This window comes from Sporolactobacillus sp. CQH2019, from assembly GCF_028765345.1.
Classification (GTDB): Bacteria; Bacillota; Bacilli; order Bacillales; family Sporolactobacillaceae; genus Sporolactobacillus.
Window position 1 is genome coordinate 14,196 of sequence record NZ_JARAJZ010000010.1, and the last position, 17,991, is coordinate 32,186.

Consider the following 17,991-nt stretch of genomic DNA (forward strand, 5'->3'; position numbering starts at 1 on the left):
AGAGCGCCCGAATCGGCTGATAGTCCCACGGATTTGGCTGGTAGAGCGCCCGAATCGGCCGATAGAGCACCTGATTTGGCTGGTAGAGCACCTGATTTGGCTGGTAGAGCGCCTGATTTGGCCGATAGAACCCCTAATTCGGCTGATAGAGCGCCTGATTTGGCCGATAGAGCGCCCGAATCGGCTGATAGTCCCACGGATTCGGCTGGTAGAGCGCCCGAATCGGCCGATAGAGCACCTGATTGGCTGGTAGAGCGCCTGATTTGGCCGATAGAACCCCTAATTCGGCTGGTAGAGCGCCTGAATCGGCCGATAGCTCTCCCGAAATCCGGTGGATAAGGTCATCAGGACTGTCCCGAGCCGGGGAAGCAGGTTGTATCTTCAATAAATCAAGAAGCCTCAAGTAAAAAAACCGGGCAACCATGTGCCCGGTTTTTCACTAACTGGTCTTATTTGTTCATTTTTCTTTGGACGGCGGCTGCACTTGATTTTTGCTTGTTCCTGTCGTTAAAATATCGAGAACGCTGTTCAGGCCGCCTTCGACCATGTTTTGAACGGCTGTTGTTGTGAAAAACCCGACATGGGGGGTCAGGATCACCTGATCCAGATGGATCAGTTTCAACAGCTGCGGATTGTCGATTGTTTCGTGGCTCAGATCCTGATTAATGAAACGTTCATCTTCAAAGGTGTCCAATGCGGCGCCCGCGATCTCCCGGTTTTCAAGTGCCTCTATCAGATCGTCGGTGTTGACGAGGCCGCCGCGTGCCATATTAATCAGGAATGCGCTGCTCTTCATTAATTTCAGTGTATTTTTATTGATCATGTGTGCCGTGGAGTCGAATAGCGGCGTATGCAGCGAAACAATGTCCGACTCGCGAAGGACGTCTTCCATGGAAGAACGGTAGTCGAGGATGTCTGCTAATTTTTCGTTTGGATACTGATCAAATGCGATGACATGGGCCCCCAGCCCCTTAAACAGCCGGGCGGCGATCGCACCGATATGTCCGGTGCCGATGATGCCGACGGTCATGGACCGTATTTCCCGTGAGATCAGGCCGTTCCAGCGAAAATCGTGGCGGGCGATCCGTTCATCGAATTGGGGAATGCGGCGGACAAGACTCAGGGCCTGGGTAACGGCCAGTTCGGCCACTGCATAAGGAGAGTAAGCCGGAACATTCGTGACAGTCAGACCGTTCCGATCTGCTTCTCTTAAGTCGATCATATCGTATCCGGCAGAGCGCGTGGCAATCTGCCGGATTCCGTATTGTTTTAATTTTTGATAAACGGCCGGACCGCCGACGGGCACGGTCTGCTGTATACAAAGGCCGTCGCAGCCTTTGACCTGATCAACCGTCCGGATTGAAAGGACGTCCCGGGAGATGCCGATGTCGATATGATGACGATCCGACCAGCGTTTGACCGCTTCTTCTTCCTCTTTAATAACGTGGAACATAAAAAATTTCATTATTTTGATCCTCCCTTTGAATTCAGTACAAATCCGGATTTCAGCCGTACAGGAGAATACGGTTAAGATCTGCCATGATCTGTGAATCGGTTCACAAATCCATCGTACATGATTTTATCTGCAGTGTAAACGATTCTCATTTAAAGCGTGAGCAGGATGCTGCTTTAATGCACGAAAGAATCATGCATCGGCTGTACATTTTGATAAGCTTTACCCACAGGTTTGATATCATCCTGAATTCACGAACAATTTATAATTCATATACAAAAACGTTCGTAATTTGTTTGACTCTACTCGGCCTCGTTGTTATAATGAATGTGCAAAAAAAGTCGTCCATCTTTATGAGCATTCGTTAAAATTTTTTTCGGTTCCTGCGGCGGTTCATTTATTCTTTATAGGATGCTTCAATGTGTTTTGAAGCTTTTTTTGTTTTTATGCTCTATTTCGTGCTGAAGAGCCGGAGGAATCCATCCGTATCTCCGGGGGAAAATGGACAATGAATGGAAATGGGGACGATTTAAAAAGGGGGATTATTGTGAACAGCAATTGGTTATCACGTTATTTTCAGTTCTCTGAATTGAAAACAACGCTCGGCCGCGAGGTGCTGGCCGGTCTGACAACGTTTATTTCAATGGGGTACATATTGTTTGTCAACCCCAGCGTGCTTGGCGCTTCTGGCATGGACAAGGGTGCGGTCTTCACGGCGACCGCCCTGTCCAGCGCGCTTGGCTGTCTGATTATGGGAATTGTTGCCAAATATCCGATTTCCATCGCGCCCGGCCTGGGTGTCAATGCTTTTTTTGCTTATTCCGTTGTCATTGGCATGAAGGTTCCGTGGCAGACGGCCCTTGCAGGGGTTTTTATTGCCGCGGTTATTTTCTTCATTATTACAATATTTAAAATTCGCGAACTGATCATTAATGCCATTCCGCAAAGCATGAAACTGGCGATGGCTGCCGGCATCGGGATGTTTATCGCTTTTATCGGGCTGAGCGAGGGCGGCCTGATCGTCCCCAGTAAGAGTACGATCGTTTCTTTCGCGATGCTGACGAAGGGAACGACCTGGCTGACCATTTTCGGCCTGATTGTCACAATCATTCTGATGTGCCGGAAGATTCCAGGCTCCATTTTCATCGGCATGGCGCTGACCGCGATTGCCGGCATGATTTTCGGCCTGATTCCGCTGCCGACCCAGATTATTTCGACGGCACCCAGCCTGGCACCGACGTTCGGCGTGGCGATTACCCATGTCGCCGACATTAATACGGTGCAGCTTGCCGTCGTAGTCCTGACCTTCCTGCTTGTCACATTCTTTGATACCGCCGGCACCTTGATCGGCCTTGCCGAACAGGCGGGATTCATCAAAGACAACAAGATGCCCCGTGTCGGCCAGGCACTGCTGGCCGATTCGTCATCCATGCTTGTCGGCTCGGTGCTCGGTACTTCACCGACATCGGCATATATCGAATCCTCTACAGGTATTGCGGTAGGCGGCCGTTCCGGATTGACAGCCGTGGTTACCGGCATCCTGTTCCTGTTCGGCCTTCTGTTCTCGCCGCTGCTGGCCGTTGTGACTTCGCAGGTTACCGCGCCTGCCCTGATCATCGTTGGTGTGCTGATGGCTAGCGCTCTGAAAAAAATTGAATGGGATAAATTCGAAATTGCCGTTCCAGCCTTTTTGACCGTGCTTGGCATGCCGCTGACCTACAGCATTTCCGACGGCATCGCTCTCGGATTTATCGCGTATCCGATCACCATGATTGCTTCCGGACGGGCAAAAGAAATTCATCCGATTGTGTATGGCCTGTTTTTCGTCTTCATTATTTTCTTTGCAGTGATTTTTGGTTAAGTCCGGAACAGATTGAAAAAATTCCTTTTCCTTTTGTACTATCCTAAGTCGAACATCAAAGTCCGGCAGTCCGGGATTGTGCACTTCGAAGAGGAATTTTTTTATGCCGCAGGTATCGCTTTTATTGTATCAGCCGGCGATCAGGTACTGCAATCTGGGCATAAGGACTCCCCGGCTGCCGCGGCTGAAGTTTTCTGATCTGAAGCGAGGCGTGCCGCATAGCGGGGAACAAGCTGAGCCATGATAAAGGATAATCAATCCAAAAGGACGTGAGTACCGATGGTTTCTTTAATTCTGGCTATCCTGTTCTGGCTCGCCGGCATCGCTCTGATGTTTGCCGGTTATATTCTGACACGAAAAATAAAAACGGCAGGAAAAAAATTACTGATCCATGCCGAGCACGAAAAGGGAAAGGACAACTCGGCAAGTATCGCGATGACCATAGAAGGAAAGATGTTGAAGTACACGCCGAGCTTTCTCGTACAGGTTATTACCAATATCTCCGGATCGATACTGATTACCTTCGGATTTGTGGCTTTGGCGTTTTATATTCACTGAATCCTAAGGTGTATCGTCCCGCTCATCCGGCAAAGAATAACGGACATTTGCCCTTTTTTCCGGAATTTAGGAGACAAAAGGCGAACAATACCGTCTCGCTGTTCTTACAATGTTCGATTATTAGGTTGACACAATCCGAACGATGCTGATATGATGAGAGTGTCAAAAAAGAAGAATGTAAACCCTCATATATTTTTGGGAATATGGCCCATCTGTTTCTACCCGGCGACCGGAAATTGCCGGACTATGAAGGGAAATCATAACGTTCTGTCGCTTGAACCGCTGATCTGCGGTTAGGAGACCAGGCGGTTTGTTTTCTCTTTTTTTTGGAGAGGCGGCTGTTCTGGGCTTTTTTTATTCTATAGCACGTACAAATTTTTAGAAGAATCGTGCAGCAGCCGAATGTCCTGTGCGCGCCGCGTTCAGCGGCCTGTTTCGGCATGAGGCTGCCCCCGGCCGGCACAGCGAAGGCTTCGCCTGTGCCAAAGGGTTGGCGGAGTCAGGTTTTCTAATGCCATATGTTCAAAGGAAATCTCTGCCCTTTTAACAAATTGTTTTGGGGAGGCAGCATTGTGAGTAAAGCAACAGTCGGTGTGATCATGGGAAGCAGCTCGGACTGGGAAACGATGAAAAATGCGTGTGATGTTCTGGAGAACATGGAGATCCCGTATGAGAAAAAAGTGATTTCGGCTCACCGTACGCCGGATCTGATGTTTCACTATGCGGAGACGGCAAGGGAGCGCGGCCTGAAAGTGATTATCGCCGGCGCGGGCGGCGCGGCGCACCTGCCGGGAATGGTTGCGGCGAAGACCACCCTGCCCGTGATCGGCGTTCCGGTGCAGTCGAGAGCGCTGCACGGCATCGATTCGCTGCTGTCCATTGTACAGATGCCCGCAGGAATCCCCGTTGCTACAGTGGCGATCGGCGCAAGCGGAGCGACAAACGCCGGGCTTCTGGCCACCCGCTTTCTGTCGGCGTTCGACGAATCGCTGAAAGAACGGCTGGACGGTTACCGTCAATCGCTGGAACAGAAAGTAAAGGAAAGTGATCTAAGTTGAAGCGGAAGATCATTTTGCCGGGACAGACCATCGGCATTCTCGGCGGCGGCCAGCTCGGGCGGATGATGGCGATTGCTGCCAAACAGATGGGCTACCGCATTGCTGTGCTCGATCCAACGGAGGACTGTCCGTGCGCTCAGGCAGCCGATACAGCGATTACGGCGCCATACGATGATCCGGAAGCCGCAAGAAAAATGGCGGAATGTGCGGATGTTGTGACCTATGAGTTTGAAAACGTCGCTGTCGGGACAGCCGATTATCTGCAGGAGCACAGCTATCTCCCGCAGGGCTGGCATTTGCTTGAGATCACGAAAGACAGGCTTAATGAAAAGGCGGCGATCGAAGCGGCCGGTCTTCCGCTGGTTCCTTATTGTCCCGTCAGGAATGAAAGCGAATTGAGATCGGCGATTGCCGAAATCGGCTTTCCTTCCGTACTGAAGACTACAGAAGGCGGCTATGACGGAAAGGGGCAGTATACGCTGCAGTCGGAGGACGATCTGAAGGAAGCGCTTCCACACATCGGCCGCGTGCCGTTCGAACTTGAGAAATGGCTGCCTTTTGAAAAAGAAATTTCCGTAATCGTCGTGCGCAGCACGGCGGGGGAAACATCGGTTTTTCCCGTTGCTGAAAATATACACCGCCATCATATTCTGCATCACACGATTGTGCCGGCGAGAATACCGGGTGCACTCCGCGAAGAAGCCGCCGGCTATGCGCTGCGTCTTGCGGAGACGCTCCATCTCGTCGGCACGCTTGCCGTTGAAATGTTTGTCGGCAAAGACGGCACGGTCTATGTCAATGAAACCGCGCCGCGTCCGCACAATTCCGGCCATTTTTCAATCAATGCCTGCGAGACGTCGCAGTTCGAGCAGCATATTCGGGCGATCTGCGGCCTGCCGCTCGGCCGTCCGGATCTTCTGAAACCGGTGATCATGGTTAATATACTCGGCGAGCATCTGCAGCCGGTACTGGACAACCTTTCACTTTTATCGGATGCGCATTTGCATCTGTACGGCAAGAGTGAGGCGAGAGAAGGCCGGAAAATGGGGCATCTGACGATCCTGGGCGACTCCGTACAGGAAGCCGTAGATAAAGCAGAGAGATTAGGGATATGGAAAATTGAACAGGAAGCGGGTTTAAATTCATGATTGATCGTTACACGCGTCCGGAGATGGGCGCTATCTGGACGGAAGAGAACAAATACAGGGCCTGGCTTGAAGTCGAGCTTCTTGCTTGCGAAGGCTGGTCTGAACTGGGGGAAATTCCGAAGGAGGACGTTAAGAAACTGAGGAGAAACGCAACCTTTACGGTGGAACGCATCCATGAAATTGAACAGATGACGCGCCACGATGTGGTTGCCTTTACTCGCACGGTTTCGGAGTCGCTCGGCGATGAAAAGAAGTGGGTGCACTATGGGCTGACGTCAACGGATGTCGTCGACACGGCACAGTCCTATCTGCTTCGGCAGTGCAATGCTCTTTTACTGAGGGATATTGAACATTTTATCGCTGTCATCCGCGAAAAAGCGAAAAAGTACAAAAACACCGTGATGATGGGCCGGACCCACGGCGTCCATGCCGAACCGACGACATTCGGCCTGGTTATGGCCCTCTGGTACGAAGAGATGAAACGCAATCTTGCTCGGTTCAGGGAAGCCGCCGACGACATCCGCGTCGGCAAGCTTTCGGGAGCGGTCGGCACCTATGCGAATATTGATCCGTCTGTCGAAAAATACGTCTGCGAGCATCTCGGATTAAAGGCTTCGCCGATTTCGACCCAGGTGCTGCAGCGGGACCGGCATGCACATTATATGGCGACGCTGGCTCTGATCGCGACATCGATTGAAAAGTTTGCCGTCGAGATCCGCGGCCTCCAGCGTTCGGAAATCCGCGAGGTCGAGGAAGGTTTTGCAAAAGGCCAGAAAGGTTCGTCATCGATGCCCCATAAGCGCAATCCGATCGGTTCCGAGAACATGTGCGGCATGGCGCGTGTCATCCGCGGCTATATGATGACAGCCTATGAAAATATACCGCTCTGGCATGAACGCGATATCTCGCATTCGTCGGCGGAACGGATCATTCTTCCCGATGCGACAATCGCTCTCGATTATATGCTGCACCGCTTCTCCGGCATTCTTGAGAATCTGACCGTCTTCCCGGAAAATATGCGCCGCAACATGAAACGGACATTCGGCCTCCCGTTTTCTCAGCATGTGCTGCTGGCACTGATTGAAAAGGGCATGAGCCGGGAGCAGGCGTATGATATTGTTCAGCCGAACGCCATGAAGTCATGGGAAACCGAAACACCTTTCAAAAAGCTGATCGAGCAGGATGGGCGCATTACGGATAAGCTGTCCCAGGATGAAATTGACGCCTGCTTCGATGAAACATATCATCTGAAAAACGTTAATCTCATTTTTGAACGTCTCGGTTTGAATGACTGAAACGGGCGTTTATTGACATAAAAGACAGGTTCGGCGAGCCGCTAAAAATCTGATCAGACAAAGGGGAAAAATGATGAGCCAGTTACTGTATGAAGGCAAGGCAAAGAAAATGTTCACGACAGACGATCCGAATGTTCTGCGCGTTGAGTACAAAAATGATGCGACTGCGTTCAACGGCAAGAAGAAAGCCGTTTTTCCCGGCAAGGGGCGGCTAAACAACGCGATCTGCACGCGAATTTTTCATGTGCTGCAGGCACACAATCTCCCGACCCATTTTATTGAAAAAATTTCCGAGACCGAGCAGCTCGTCAAAGCGGTCGATATTATTCCGATCGAAGTGGTTATCCGCAATATCGTTGCCGGCAGCCTGGCAAAACGTCTCGGCCTTGATGAAGGAACGGATCTCGGACGGACGATTATTGAATTTTACTACAAGAGCGATGAGCTGGGCGATCCGATGATCAACGACGACCACGCGCTGGCCGTGAAAATTGCAACGGAGGCGGAATTGACGGAAATTCGCCGCCAGGCGCTCAACGTCAACAAAGTGCTGCAGGCTCTCTTTGCCGAAGCGGGTATTCTGCTGGTCGATTTTAAGCTGGAATTCGGCAAACTGAAGACAGACGGCGGGATTGTTCTTGCCGATGAGATTTCGCCGGATACGTGCCGCCTCTGGGACAAGGAAACTCATGAAAAACTCGACAAGGACGTTTTCCGCCGCAACATTGCCGATCTGCCCGAAACCTATGAAAAACTGCTGAGCCGCCTGGAGGCCGTGCAATGAAAAAGGTGAAGGTGTTTATTACCCTGAAAGAGAGCGTGCTGGATCCTCAGGGCCAGGCCGTGATGCAGTCGCTCCATAATATGGACTATCGCAATGTGAAGGACGTCCGGATCGGCAAATATATCGAACTTGAAATAGAAGACGCGGCGGATCCGGCGGAACAGGTCGATGCGATCTGCAGCAGGCTGCTGGCCAACACAGTGATTGAAAATTATCGTTATGAAATTGAGGAGGAGGAACACCTGTGAAAACCGCGGTCATTGTTTTCCCCGGATCGAACTGTGATCAGGACATGTACTACGCGATCAAGGACGGCCTCGGCGAGGAGGCGGAATACGTCTGGCACGCGGAAACCTCGCTTGACGGCTTCGATGCGGTGATGATTCCAGGGGGCTTTTCGTACGGAGATTACCTCCGTTCCGGCGCGATTGCCCGCTTTGCCGGTATCATGCCTGCTGTCGTCAGGGCAGCCGGGGAGGGCAAGCCGGTGCTCGGCGTGTGCAACGGTTTCCAGATTCTGCTTGAGGCCGGCCTGCTGCCGGGCGCGATGCTGAAAAACAAGCATCTTAAGTTCATCTGCGAGACAGTGAATCTTAGGGTGGAAAATAACCGTACGCTTTTTACTTCATTATATAAGGAAGGCGAAATCATCCGCATTCCGATCGCGCACGGTGAAGGCAACTATTATTGTGATGACGAAACGCTTCGGGAACTGAGGGATCAACAGCGGATCGTTTTCACCTATGCGGGCGAAAATCCGAACGGTTCGCGGGCGGCTATTGCCGGTATCGTCAACCGGAACGGCAACGTGCTCGGCATGATGCCCCATCCCGAGCGGGCGGCGGACGTTCTGCTCGGCAGCGACGACGGGCTTCGGCTTTTTCAGTCAATCTTGAACTACTGGAGGGAATCCGCACATGCCGCTTACACATCTTGAACCGTCACCGGAACAGATTGAACGGGAGAAAATCTACAGAACAATGGGATTGACAGAGGACGAATACCGGGAAGTTGCGCGACTTCTCGGCCGAAAACCGAACTATACGGAAACCGGCCTTTTCTCCGTCATGTGGTCCGAGCATTGCAGCTATAAAACATCAAAACCGCTGCTCAAACTTTTTCCGACGAGCGGAAGCCGCGTACTTCAGGGGCCGGGTGAAGGCGCGGGAATCATTGATATCGGCGACAGCCAGGCTGTCGTGTTCAAGATTGAAAGCCATAACCATCCGTCGGCGATTGAGCCTTATCAGGGTGCGGCTACCGGAGTCGGCGGAATCATCCGCGATGTGTTCTCCATGGGCGCTCGTCCGGTTGCCCTGCTCGATTCGCTCCGCTTCGGCGATCTGAGCGATCCGCACGTCCGCTATCTGTTTGAAGAGGTCGTCAGCGGGATCGCCGGCTACGGCAACTGCATCGGCATTCCGACGGTCGGCGGTGAACTGCAGTTTGACAATTGTTACAATGGCAACCCGCTCGTCAATGCGATGTGCGTCGGGATCATGAATCATGAGGATATCCAGGTCGGCCAGGCGCGCGGAATCGGCAATACGGTGATGTACGTCGGCGCGAGCACGGGCCGCGACGGAATCAACGGCGCGACATTCGCTTCCGAAGAGATTACGGAAAAATCGGATGAGAAACGCTCGGCGGTTCAGGTCGGCGATCCGTTCATGGAAAAACTGCTGGTTGAAGCGTGCCTCGAACTGACCAGGCATGAAGCGCTCGTCGGCATTCAGGACATGGGCGCGGCGGGGCTCGTTTCCTCCGCCAGCGAAATGGCTGCGAAAGCGGGAGTCGGCATCCATATGAATCTCGATCTGATCCCGCAGCGCGAAACGGACATGACCCCCTATGAAATGATGCTGTCCGAGTCTCAGGAACGGATGCTGATCGTTATCAAAAGAGGCAGCGAGACAGAAATCCAAAAGATTTTCGAACGCTGGGGCCTTCATGCGGTTGCCGTCGGGGAAGTCATTGAAAAAGAAGTGCTTCGTCTCGAACATAAGGGCAGAATCGTTGCCGAGGTGCCGTCGGACGCACTTGCCTCCGCTCCGGTGCGCCACATGCCGTCTGCGGTGCCGGCTGAATATACAGCCAATCAATCGGTACCGAACTGGGTACCCGAGATCCAGGACTTTGCCGTAACGATTAAAAAGCTGCTTGCACAGCCGACGCTGGCTTCGAAGGAATGGGTCACCCGCCAGTACGACTATATGGTGCAGACGAATACGGTCGTTGCCCCCGGTTCCGATGCCGCTGTTATCCGCATCAGAGGTACGAAAAAAGGGCTTGCGATGACGACGGACTGCAACGCAAAGTATCTGGCGCTGGATCCAAGGGAAGGCGGGAAGATCGCCGTTGCCGAAGCGGCGCGCAATATTGTCTGTTCGGGCGCTCTTCCGCTCGGCATCACCGACTGCCTGAACTTCGGCAGTCCCGAAAAGCCGGAAGTGTTCTGGGAAATGGAGGAGTCGGTCAAGGGCATGGCGGAAGCGTGCGCAGCGCTGGAGACTCCGGTCATCAGCGGCAATGTTTCTCTCTATAACGAGACGGACCGTGAAGCGATTGATCCGACACCGGTGGTCGGTATGGTCGGCCTTGTTGAGGATCTGGCCCGCGTCATGACTGCTTCTTTTAAACACGAAGGCGATGCAGTTTATGTCATCGGTACGGCGGCGCCTGAATTCGGCGCCGGCGCGCTGCAGATGCTGATCGAGGGCAAAGCAAGCGGCAGGGCGCCGATGCTTGATCTGTCCCTTGAAAAGAAGCGGCAGTCCCAGCTCCTGAAAGCGATCAAAGCGGGCTATCTATCTTCCGCCCATGATATTTCCGAAGGCGGCCTGGCAGCGGCGGTTGCCGAATCCGCTTTCGGGACACCGTTCGGCGTGGACCTGCATTTTGACACTGACCCGGCTGCGGAGCTTTTCTCTGAAACGCAGTCCCGCTTTGTTGTGTCTGTCCCTGAGACGTCCATGAAGGCCTTTGAAGCCGCAGTGGATGACGCCGCGTTTGCCGGGAAGGTTACCCGCGATGAACAGATCCATATTAGCTTTGCATCTGAAAAGGTCTCTTTGAACCGGCCCGAACTTGAAAAAGAATGGAGAGGAGTCCTGTCATGCATGATGTCGGCAGAGAATTAAACGAAGAATGTGCAGTATTCGGAATCTGGGGACATGTCAATGCGGCGAGACTGACTTATTACGGACTTCACAGCATGCAGCACCGCGGCCAGGAGGGGGCGGGTATCGCCGTATCAGACGGAAAGCGCATCTACGATCATAAAGGGCTCGGACTTGTGAACGATGTTTTTGATCATGAAAAACTTGAACAATTAAACAAAGGGCATGCGGCAATCGGCCACGTCCGCTACTCGACTCAGGGCGGAAACAGCTATGCCAACGTCCAGCCGCTTGTGTTCCGCTCCCAGAAGGATACGCTGTCGATTGCCCATAACGGCAACCTTGTTAATGCCCATAAGCTGAAAGGCGAGCTGGAGGAGCGCGGGAGCATTTTTCAGACGACGTCCGATACGGAAGTGATCGCTCATTTGATCAAAAGGGACTTTTCCGATAATTTCATTGAAAGTGTCAAGCATGCGCTTTCCGTTATAAAGGGAGCCTATGCGCTGACCATGCTAACCGAACATCAGCTGATCGCGGCGCTTGATCCGAATGGCCTGCGGCCGCTCTCTCTCGGACGGCTTGGCGAGGCCTGGGTCGTTGCCTCAGAAACCTGTGCATTCGATCTGATCGGAGCGACCTTTGTACGCGACATTCATCCCGGAGAAATTTTGATAATCGACGGTGACGGCCTGCATTCGGAATTCTATACGAATCACTCGACTCCGGCGATCTGCAGCATGGAATATATCTATTTTTCAAGGCCGGACAGCAACATTCAGGGAATCAACGTCCATGCCGCCCGTAAAAATCTCGGCCGGCTGCTGGCGCAGGAAGCTCCGGTTGAGGCCGATGTGGTCACCGGGGTCCCCGATTCAAGCATTTCGGCGGCAATCGGTTATGCGGAAGCAACGGGAATTCCTTATGAACTCGGCATGATCAAGAACCGCTATGTCGGCCGGACGTTTATTCAGCCTTCACAGGAACTACGCGAACAAGGCGTTAAAATGAAACTTTCTCCCGTACGTGCGATTATTGAAGGCAAGCGTGTCGTGATGGTCGATGATTCGATTGTCCGCGGCACGACCAGCAGGCGGATCGTCGGTATGCTGCGGGACGCCGGCGCGACGGAAGTTCACGTGCGGATCAGCTCACCGCCGATTACCCATCCCTGTTTTTACGGGATCGATACATCGACCTCATCCGAACTGATCGCCGCCACACACTCAGTGGAAGAAATCCGGGAAGAAATCGGTGCCGATTCGCTCATTTTTCTGAGCGTCGACGGCCTGATGAAGGCGATCGGCCGCGATCCTGCACTGAAAAACTGCGGCCAGTGCCTGGCCTGCTTTACCGGAAAATATCCGACTGAAATTTATCCGGGCACCGTTCTGCCGCATGAAAAAGAAATGCTTGTCTGAAGGAAGGAAGATAAAAAAATGGCCGATGCGTATAAAAATGCCGGTGTGAACATTGAGGCCGGCTATGAAACGGTGGACCGGATCAGGAAACATGTGCAGCGGACGTTTCGTCCCGAAGTGGTCGGCGCTCTGGGCGGTTTCGGCGGCGCGATCGATCTGTCGAAGATGAATCTTAAGGAACCGGTGCTTGTATCCGGAACAGACGGTGTCGGAACAAAACTGATGGTTGCTTCCGCCACCGGCCGTCATGATACGGTGGGTACGGATGCGGTGGCGATGTGTGTCAATGATATCATCACACAGGGTGCCGAACCGCTCTACTTCCTCGATTATCTGGCCTGCGGATCGCTGGAGCCCGCAAAAGCCGAAGCGATCGTTAAAGGGATCGCCGATGGCTGCGAAGCGGCCGGCTGTGCCCTGATCGGCGGCGAAACGGCGGAGATGCCGGGCATGTATCGGGGAGACGATTACGACATTGCCGGTTTTGCTGTCGGCGTGGTTGAAAAAGCGAAACGGATCACCGGGGAAAACATCAGACCCGGAGACCGGCTGATCGGCCTCGCATCAAACGGTCTTCACAGCAACGGCTTTTCTCTTGTCCGGAGAGTCATCGCCGATGCGTCCCTGAAATTCAGCGATGCGTATAGACCCGATCCGCGCCGGACGATCGCCGATGAACTGCTCAGGCCGACACGGATTTATGTCAAGCCGATTCTCAGCCTGCTGCAGGAAATCACGATCGGCGGGCTGGCCAATATTACGGGCGGCGGCTTTTATGAAAACGTGCCGAGGATGTTTCCGGAAGGCCTCGGCGCCGAAATCGACACGGCCATCTGGCCGGTCCCGGCTGTTTTCCGCTGGCTGAAAGAGCTGGGCGGACTGACGGCACAGGACATGTACCGCACATTTAATATGGGCATCGGCATGGTGATGGCGGTGGCTCCGGCAGACGAAGGCTTCGCGGTCGACCGGCTGAGAGAGCTGGGCGAAACGCCTTATGTGATCGGACAGGTGACCGAAAGACAGGGATTGGCGCTGGTGAATCTGGATGAAGCATAAAATAGCGATTTTTGCCTCGGGTCACGGAACCAATTTTCAGGCAATCGCCGAGGCTGTCCGGCGCGGCGAAATAGCGGCCGTTATCGAGCTGATGATCTGCGATCAGCCGGGTGCCCATGTTATTGACCTGGCGAGAGAAGCCGATGTCAGAACACGAGTGATTGTACGCAAAGATTATCCGAGCAAGCGCGCCTTTGAGGAAGAAATTAAAGAAGCCTGCCGGGCGTGCGGCATTGAGTACATTTTTCTCGCGGGGTATATGCGCATCCTCGGCAAGACATTGCTTGGAGCCTATCCGCACCGGATCGTGAATCTGCATCCCGCGCTGCTCCCGTCCTTCACCGGGCTCGACGCGATCGGCCAGGCTCTGCGAAAGGGAGTCAAGATTACGGGTGTGACGGTGCATTATGTTGACGAAGGGATGGACACCGGACCGATCATTGCCCAGGCTGCCGTTCCGGTTGAAGACGGAGACACGATCGACTCTTTAACAGAACGCGTGCATGCGGCAGAACATGTCCTTTATCCGAAAACAATTGCGAAAATACTTGGAAACTGAGGAAGGGAAGAGTCAAAGTGGCAAAGCGTGCTTTAGTCAGTGTTTCAGATAAGACCGGACTGATTGATTTTGTAAAAAAATTGGTGGATGCAGGTGTTGAAATCATTTCAACGGGCGGAACAAAAAAAGCGATTGAAAATGCAGGCCTTCCAGTGGCCTCGGTCAGCGACGTGACCGGTTTTCCCGAGATCCTCGACGGGCGTGTGAAGACGCTGCATCCGGCTATTCACGGCGGGCTGCTTGCTGTTCGCAGCAAAAAGGCACATATGGATGCCATCGCCGAGCACGGCATTCAGCCGATCGATTTTGTGATCGTTAATCTTTATCCTTTCAAGGAGACCATTTCCAGGCCCGATGCTGCTTATAGTGAGGCCGTTGAAAATATCGATATCGGCGGGCCGAGCATGCTCCGCTCAGCGGCGAAAAACCATGAAAGCGTGACCGTCGTCTGCGATCCTGCCGACTATGATCTGGTGGCGGAGAGTCTGGATGAAAACGGCGAGGTTCCCTTCGAACTGAAACAAAAACTCGCGGCCAAAGTTTTCCGGCATACGGCTGCCTACGACGCCCTGATTGCCGACTACTTCACCAAACAGACGGGCGAAGTTTTCCCGGAAAAACTGACAATCACTTATGAGAAGAAGCAGGCGCTGCGTTACGGCGAAAATCCGCATCAGCGGGCGGCCTTCTACCGTGAACCGATTGAAAATGAATCGACCATTGCCGCGGCCGGGCAGCTTCACGGCAAGGAACTGTCATACAACAATATCCGCGATGCGGATGCCGCGCTCGGTATTGTCAAGGAATTCCGGCAGCCGGCAGCTGTCGCGGTCAAACATATGAATCCGTGCGGCATTGGCATCGGCGAAACGGTCAACGAAGCCTACGACAGAGCTTACGAAACCGATCCCGTCTCGATTTTCGGAGGAATTATCGCACTGAATCGCCCGGTCGACAAGGCGCTGGCCGAGAAACTGCACAGCATTTTTCTGGAAATCGTCATTGCTCCCTCTTATTCGGAAGAAGCGCTTGCCATTCTGGAAAAGAAAAAGAATATTCGGCTGCTGCAGGTTAAACTGACGGATGACAGCCAGGAATTTACACAGTACACGTCGGTGCGCGGCGGGATGCTCGTTCAGGATCTCGATACCAAGGGTTATGAAGACGTCAGGGAAAATCTGAAGGTTGCCACGGAGCGTAAACCGACCGATGATGAACTGAAGAGTCTGGCCTTCGCCTGGACCATTGTCAAACACGTCAAATCCAACGCAATTGCACTTGTCAGAGACGGCCTGATGGTCGGTATGGGCGGCGGACAGACGAACCGTGTCGGGGCGGCGAAAATCGCCCTTGAGGAAGCGGGAGAAAAGACAAAAGGGGCGGTACTGGCGTCGGATGCCTTTTTCCCGATGGGCGATACAGTCGAAGAAGCGGCCAAAGCCGGAATTACAGCGATTATCCAGCCGGGCGGATCAATCCGTGACCAAGAATCGATAGATATGGCGAATAAATTCAACATTGCCATGGTTTTCACGGGCATGCGCCACTTTAAACACTGATCCGCTCTTATCTTCCGCACTTTCGAAAGGAGCCGAAACATGAATGTCCTGATTATCGGCAGCGGCGGCCGCGAACATGCAATGGCATGGAAAGCCGCACAAAGCCCGAAAGTAGATAAGCTTTTTGCGGCACCGGGGAGCGACGGAATAGCGGCCGTCGCCGAATGCGTGCCGATTGATGTCATGGATTTTGAGCAACTTGCCGCCTTTGCCAAAGCACATCGTATCGACTTGACGCTTGTCGGTCCCGAGCAGCCGCTTGTCAGCGGGATCGGCGATTTTTTTGAGAAAGAAGGTCTGAAAATTTTCGGGCCGTCCGCGGCGGCGGCTCAGATTGAGGGAAGCAAGTCCTTTGCCAAGGCGCTGATGGAAAAGTATAATATCCCGACGGCGCATTATCGGACGTTTACGGATTATCAGGCCGCCGGCAATTATCTGCACGAAGTCGGCGCCCCGATCGTTCTGAAGGCCGACGGATTGGCCGCCGGAAAGGGAGTCGTTGTTGCGCCGACGATGGAAGCGGCCGGACAGGGCCTGAAAACATTGATGAAAGATAAAAAATTTGCCGGGGCAGGTGCCCGTGTCGTCATTGAGGAGTATCTGGAGGGCGAAGAATTCTCCTTGATGGCGCTCGTGCACGGCGGGCTGGTCGTTCCGCTCGCGATTGCCCAGGATCATAAGCGGGCCTTTGAAGAAGATAAAGGACCGAATACCGGCGGGATGGGCGCCTATTCGCCGGTTCTGCAGATTGCGCAGACGGTTGTCGCCGAGGCTGTGCGCACCATTGTCGAGCCGGCCGCAGCGGGGCTTGTTCAAGAAGGGCGCCCATTCACGGGTGTGCTTTATGCCGGGCTGATGCTGACTGAAAAAGGCCCGAAAGTGATCGAGTTCAACTGCAGATTCGGCGATCCGGAAACACAGGTTGTTCTGCCGCGCCTGGAATCGGATCTTATTGCGGCCATTCAGGATGTGATGAAAGGAATCCGGCCGCAGCTGCGGTGGACGGACAGGACCGCTGTCGGCACAGTGCTTGCCTCAAGGGGTTATCCCGGTTCATACAAAAAAGGCGAAAAACTCGGCCGCCTTGACGCTCTTTCTGAAAATGCCCTGCTCTTTCATGCAGGAACGAGAAAGTCCGGCACTGACTGGCTGACTAACGGAGGACGGGTACTGCTTGTGACAAGGCTCGGCGACAGCCTCCGCGCTGCCCGCGACGCCGTGAACCGCGATCTGGAAAACATTCAGACAGATGCCGTCTTCTTTCGGAAAGACATCGGCCACCGCGCTTTGGAAGCGGAGGCAAAAAAGGCATAAGACCGCCGTCCGCTGTCAGACTGTAACCCTTTGCAGCGGCAACATGCCGCCCAATAACCAACTGCCGGAGAACCCCGGCAGTTTTTAATAGCACCTTAAAAGAACTCAATACCCATGCGGCTGCTAAGGGCAGCCTGTAAAAAGGCATCAACTGCTTATCTGCGCTACTGATTTTGGATCAATATATTCATACGTTTGCGTAACCGCCCCGCCGCTTCTTGTGTAAAATACGTGGCGGCAGTTTCTTTATTGCGTCCAGCGGTACTCATAGATGAGTCAAGCGCATTAGGAAAACTGCAGAGATAGAATATTAAAACGATCACATCACACAGGGTACCGCCAAAATGGACCTGTATGGGCGGTGCTTCTTTTGTTTGACGGCGGTCACTTCGGGTCATGCCGGCCCGGAGCCGCAGGGTTTGGAACTGACCCGCAACAGGCAGTTTTATGTGATCGTCAGGAGAAATCCATAAAATGTGCAACTGCGGCCACAGCCGCCCTGCCCGCTGCGTATTATCCTGGCCTTTGCATATTTTGTACGAGAGCTGCTGTGGAAGTGTACAGGCCGCAAGATTATTTGAACCGCTTGAAACAGTGCCCCGGCGGGAATAAAAGTCTAAAAGGGTAGGAAAGTTGCCGATAAACGAACCTTTTAGGTCCATTCGCCAGGTCATTAATGGCGGAACGAAATAAAACCAGCGTTTTTTTGGGCGCTGGCTTCGGTTGGTTCCCTGCTAAAAATCGGCAGGAATTTTTTTGTATAATTAAGAATGGCAATTTATGAAAAATGGAGGAATAAAAGT

Annotated in this window: 17 protein-coding genes and 1 riboswitch; of the genes, 14 read left to right on the forward strand and 3 right to left on the reverse strand. The window is 53.2% G+C overall.

The window, feature by feature from the left end; genetic code table 11:
• Positions 1 to 133: 133 nt before the first annotated feature.
• Together OYT88_RS14270 and OYT88_RS14275 are read right to left on the reverse strand one after the other, a co-directional pair.
• Positions 134 to 385, reverse strand: coding sequence for a hypothetical protein (locus tag OYT88_RS14270; RefSeq protein WP_274400980.1), 252 nt, complete (start codon positions 383 to 385; stop codon positions 134 to 136).
• A gap of 72 nt (positions 386 to 457) precedes the next feature.
• Positions 458 to 1,465 carry a D-2-hydroxyacid dehydrogenase gene (locus OYT88_RS14275; protein WP_274400981.1) on the reverse strand — a complete coding sequence of 336 codons (1,008 nt, stop codon included), beginning with the start codon at positions 1,463 to 1,465 and terminating at the stop codon, positions 458 to 460.
• Between the two features lie 496 nt (positions 1,466 to 1,961).
• Here OYT88_RS14275 and OYT88_RS14280 point away from each other — a divergent pair, with 496 nt between their 5' ends.
• The 14 genes from OYT88_RS14280 to purD all read left to right on the forward strand — a co-directional run bounded on the left by OYT88_RS14280 (position 1,962) and on the right by purD (position 17,188).
• Positions 1,962 to 3,314 carry an NCS2 family permease gene (locus tag OYT88_RS14280; protein ID WP_274400983.1) on the forward strand — a complete coding sequence of 451 codons (1,353 nt, stop codon included), beginning with the start codon at positions 1,962 to 1,964 and terminating at the stop codon, positions 3,312 to 3,314.
• 279 nt (positions 3,315 to 3,593) lie between these two features.
• On the forward strand, positions 3,594 to 3,872 hold the full coding sequence (locus tag OYT88_RS14285) for an alpha-crystallin domain-containing protein (RefSeq protein ID WP_274400985.1): 279 nt from the start codon (positions 3,594 to 3,596) through the stop codon (positions 3,870 to 3,872).
• Positions 3,873 to 4,037: 165 nt separating this feature from the next.
• A riboswitch (purine riboswitch) is annotated at positions 4,038 to 4,139 on the forward strand.
• A 332-nt stretch (positions 4,140 to 4,471) separates the two neighbouring features.
• On the forward strand, positions 4,472 to 4,930 hold the full coding sequence (gene purE / locus OYT88_RS14290) for a 5-(carboxyamino)imidazole ribonucleotide mutase (RefSeq protein ID WP_274401155.1): 459 nt from the start codon (positions 4,472 to 4,474) through the stop codon (positions 4,928 to 4,930).
• Positions 4,927 to 6,078 (forward strand): 5-(carboxyamino)imidazole ribonucleotide synthase, encoded by a 1,152-nt coding sequence (gene purK / locus OYT88_RS14295; protein WP_274400986.1) that lies wholly within the window; start codon positions 4,927 to 4,929, stop codon positions 6,076 to 6,078. Before purE ends, purK begins: the two co-directional genes overlap by 4 nt.
• A complete protein-coding gene (gene purB / locus OYT88_RS14300; protein WP_274400987.1) occupies positions 6,075 to 7,373 on the forward strand; it encodes an adenylosuccinate lyase in 1,299 nt (432 codons plus the stop codon). The genes purK and purB overlap by 4 nt, the downstream gene beginning before the upstream one ends.
• Before the next feature lie 73 nt (positions 7,374 to 7,446).
• Positions 7,447 to 8,157: a phosphoribosylaminoimidazolesuccinocarboxamide synthase gene (purC, locus tag OYT88_RS14305; RefSeq protein WP_274400988.1), complete on the forward strand. Its 711-nt coding sequence runs from the start codon at positions 7,447 to 7,449 to the stop codon at positions 8,155 to 8,157.
• On the forward strand, positions 8,154 to 8,405 hold the full coding sequence (gene purS / locus OYT88_RS14310) for a phosphoribosylformylglycinamidine synthase subunit PurS (protein ID WP_274400990.1): 252 nt from the start codon (positions 8,154 to 8,156) through the stop codon (positions 8,403 to 8,405). Before purC ends, purS begins: the two co-directional genes overlap by 4 nt.
• The gene (gene purQ, locus OYT88_RS14315) at positions 8,402 to 9,094 is read left to right on the forward strand and encodes a phosphoribosylformylglycinamidine synthase subunit PurQ (protein ID WP_274400992.1); all 693 of its coding nucleotides are present in this window, start codon (positions 8,402 to 8,404) and stop codon (positions 9,092 to 9,094) included. Before purS ends, purQ begins: the two co-directional genes overlap by 4 nt.
• Positions 9,075 to 11,297, forward strand: a complete 2,223-nt coding sequence (gene purL, locus OYT88_RS14320; RefSeq protein WP_274400993.1) for a phosphoribosylformylglycinamidine synthase subunit PurL — start codon at positions 9,075 to 9,077, stop codon at positions 11,295 to 11,297. Before purQ ends, purL begins: the two co-directional genes overlap by 20 nt.
• Positions 11,273 to 12,697 (forward strand): amidophosphoribosyltransferase, encoded by a 1,425-nt coding sequence (gene purF, locus OYT88_RS14325; protein WP_274400994.1) that lies wholly within the window; start codon positions 11,273 to 11,275, stop codon positions 12,695 to 12,697. Before purL ends, purF begins: the two co-directional genes overlap by 25 nt.
• A gap of 18 nt (positions 12,698 to 12,715) precedes the next feature.
• Positions 12,716 to 13,756: a phosphoribosylformylglycinamidine cyclo-ligase gene (gene purM / locus OYT88_RS14330; protein ID WP_274400995.1), complete on the forward strand. Its 1,041-nt coding sequence runs from the start codon at positions 12,716 to 12,718 to the stop codon at positions 13,754 to 13,756.
• The gene (purN, locus tag OYT88_RS14335; protein ID WP_274400997.1) at positions 13,746 to 14,315 is read left to right on the forward strand and encodes a phosphoribosylglycinamide formyltransferase; all 570 of its coding nucleotides are present in this window, start codon (positions 13,746 to 13,748) and stop codon (positions 14,313 to 14,315) included. Before purM ends, purN begins: the two co-directional genes overlap by 11 nt.
• A gap of 17 nt (positions 14,316 to 14,332) precedes the next feature.
• On the forward strand, positions 14,333 to 15,874 hold the full coding sequence (purH, locus tag OYT88_RS14340) for a bifunctional phosphoribosylaminoimidazolecarboxamide formyltransferase/IMP cyclohydrolase (protein WP_274400998.1): 1,542 nt from the start codon (positions 14,333 to 14,335) through the stop codon (positions 15,872 to 15,874).
• Between the two features lie 39 nt (positions 15,875 to 15,913).
• Entirely contained in the window at positions 15,914 to 17,188 is a 1,275-nt protein-coding gene (gene purD, locus OYT88_RS14345; protein WP_274400999.1) for a phosphoribosylamine--glycine ligase, read from the forward strand.
• A gap of 164 nt (positions 17,189 to 17,352) precedes the next feature.
• Here the strand turns inward: purD and OYT88_RS14350 are convergent, their stop codons facing one another.
• Positions 17,353 to 17,850: a hypothetical protein gene (locus tag OYT88_RS14350; protein WP_274401000.1), complete on the reverse strand. Its 498-nt coding sequence runs from the start codon at positions 17,848 to 17,850 to the stop codon at positions 17,353 to 17,355.
• Between the last annotated feature and the right edge of the window lie 141 nt (positions 17,851 to 17,991).

Excerpts from the sequence above, each read along its gene's own strand:
- OYT88_RS14275 (WP_274400981.1), bottom strand. The coding sequence starts at position 1,465 with ATGAAATTTTTTATGTTCCACGTTATTAAAGAGGAAGAAGAAGCGGTC.
- OYT88_RS14280 (WP_274400983.1), top strand. The coding sequence starts at position 1,962 with ATGAATGGAAATGGGGACGATTTAAAAAGGGGGATTATTGTGAACAGC.
- OYT88_RS14285 (WP_274400985.1), top strand. The coding sequence starts at position 3,594 with ATGGTTTCTTTAATTCTGGCTATCCTGTTCTGGCTCGCCGGCATCGCT.
- purE (WP_274401155.1), top strand. The coding sequence starts at position 4,472 with ATGGGAAGCAGCTCGGACTGGGAAACGATGAAAAATGCGTGTGATGTT.
- purB (WP_274400987.1), top strand. The coding sequence starts at position 6,075 with ATGATTGATCGTTACACGCGTCCGGAGATGGGCGCTATCTGGACGGAA.
- purC (WP_274400988.1), top strand. The coding sequence starts at position 7,447 with ATGAGCCAGTTACTGTATGAAGGCAAGGCAAAGAAAATGTTCACGACA.
- purS (WP_274400990.1), top strand. The coding sequence starts at position 8,154 with ATGAAAAAGGTGAAGGTGTTTATTACCCTGAAAGAGAGCGTGCTGGAT.
- purL (WP_274400993.1), top strand. The coding sequence starts at position 9,075 with ATGCCGCTTACACATCTTGAACCGTCACCGGAACAGATTGAACGGGAG.
- purF (WP_274400994.1), top strand. The coding sequence starts at position 11,273 with ATGCATGATGTCGGCAGAGAATTAAACGAAGAATGTGCAGTATTCGGA.
- purM (WP_274400995.1), top strand. The coding sequence starts at position 12,716 with ATGGCCGATGCGTATAAAAATGCCGGTGTGAACATTGAGGCCGGCTAT.
- purN (WP_274400997.1), top strand. The coding sequence starts at position 13,746 with ATGAAGCATAAAATAGCGATTTTTGCCTCGGGTCACGGAACCAATTTT.
- purD (WP_274400999.1), top strand. The coding sequence starts at position 15,914 with ATGAATGTCCTGATTATCGGCAGCGGCGGCCGCGAACATGCAATGGCA.
- OYT88_RS14350 (WP_274401000.1), bottom strand. The coding sequence starts at position 17,850 with ATGGACCTAAAAGGTTCGTTTATCGGCAACTTTCCTACCCTTTTAGAC.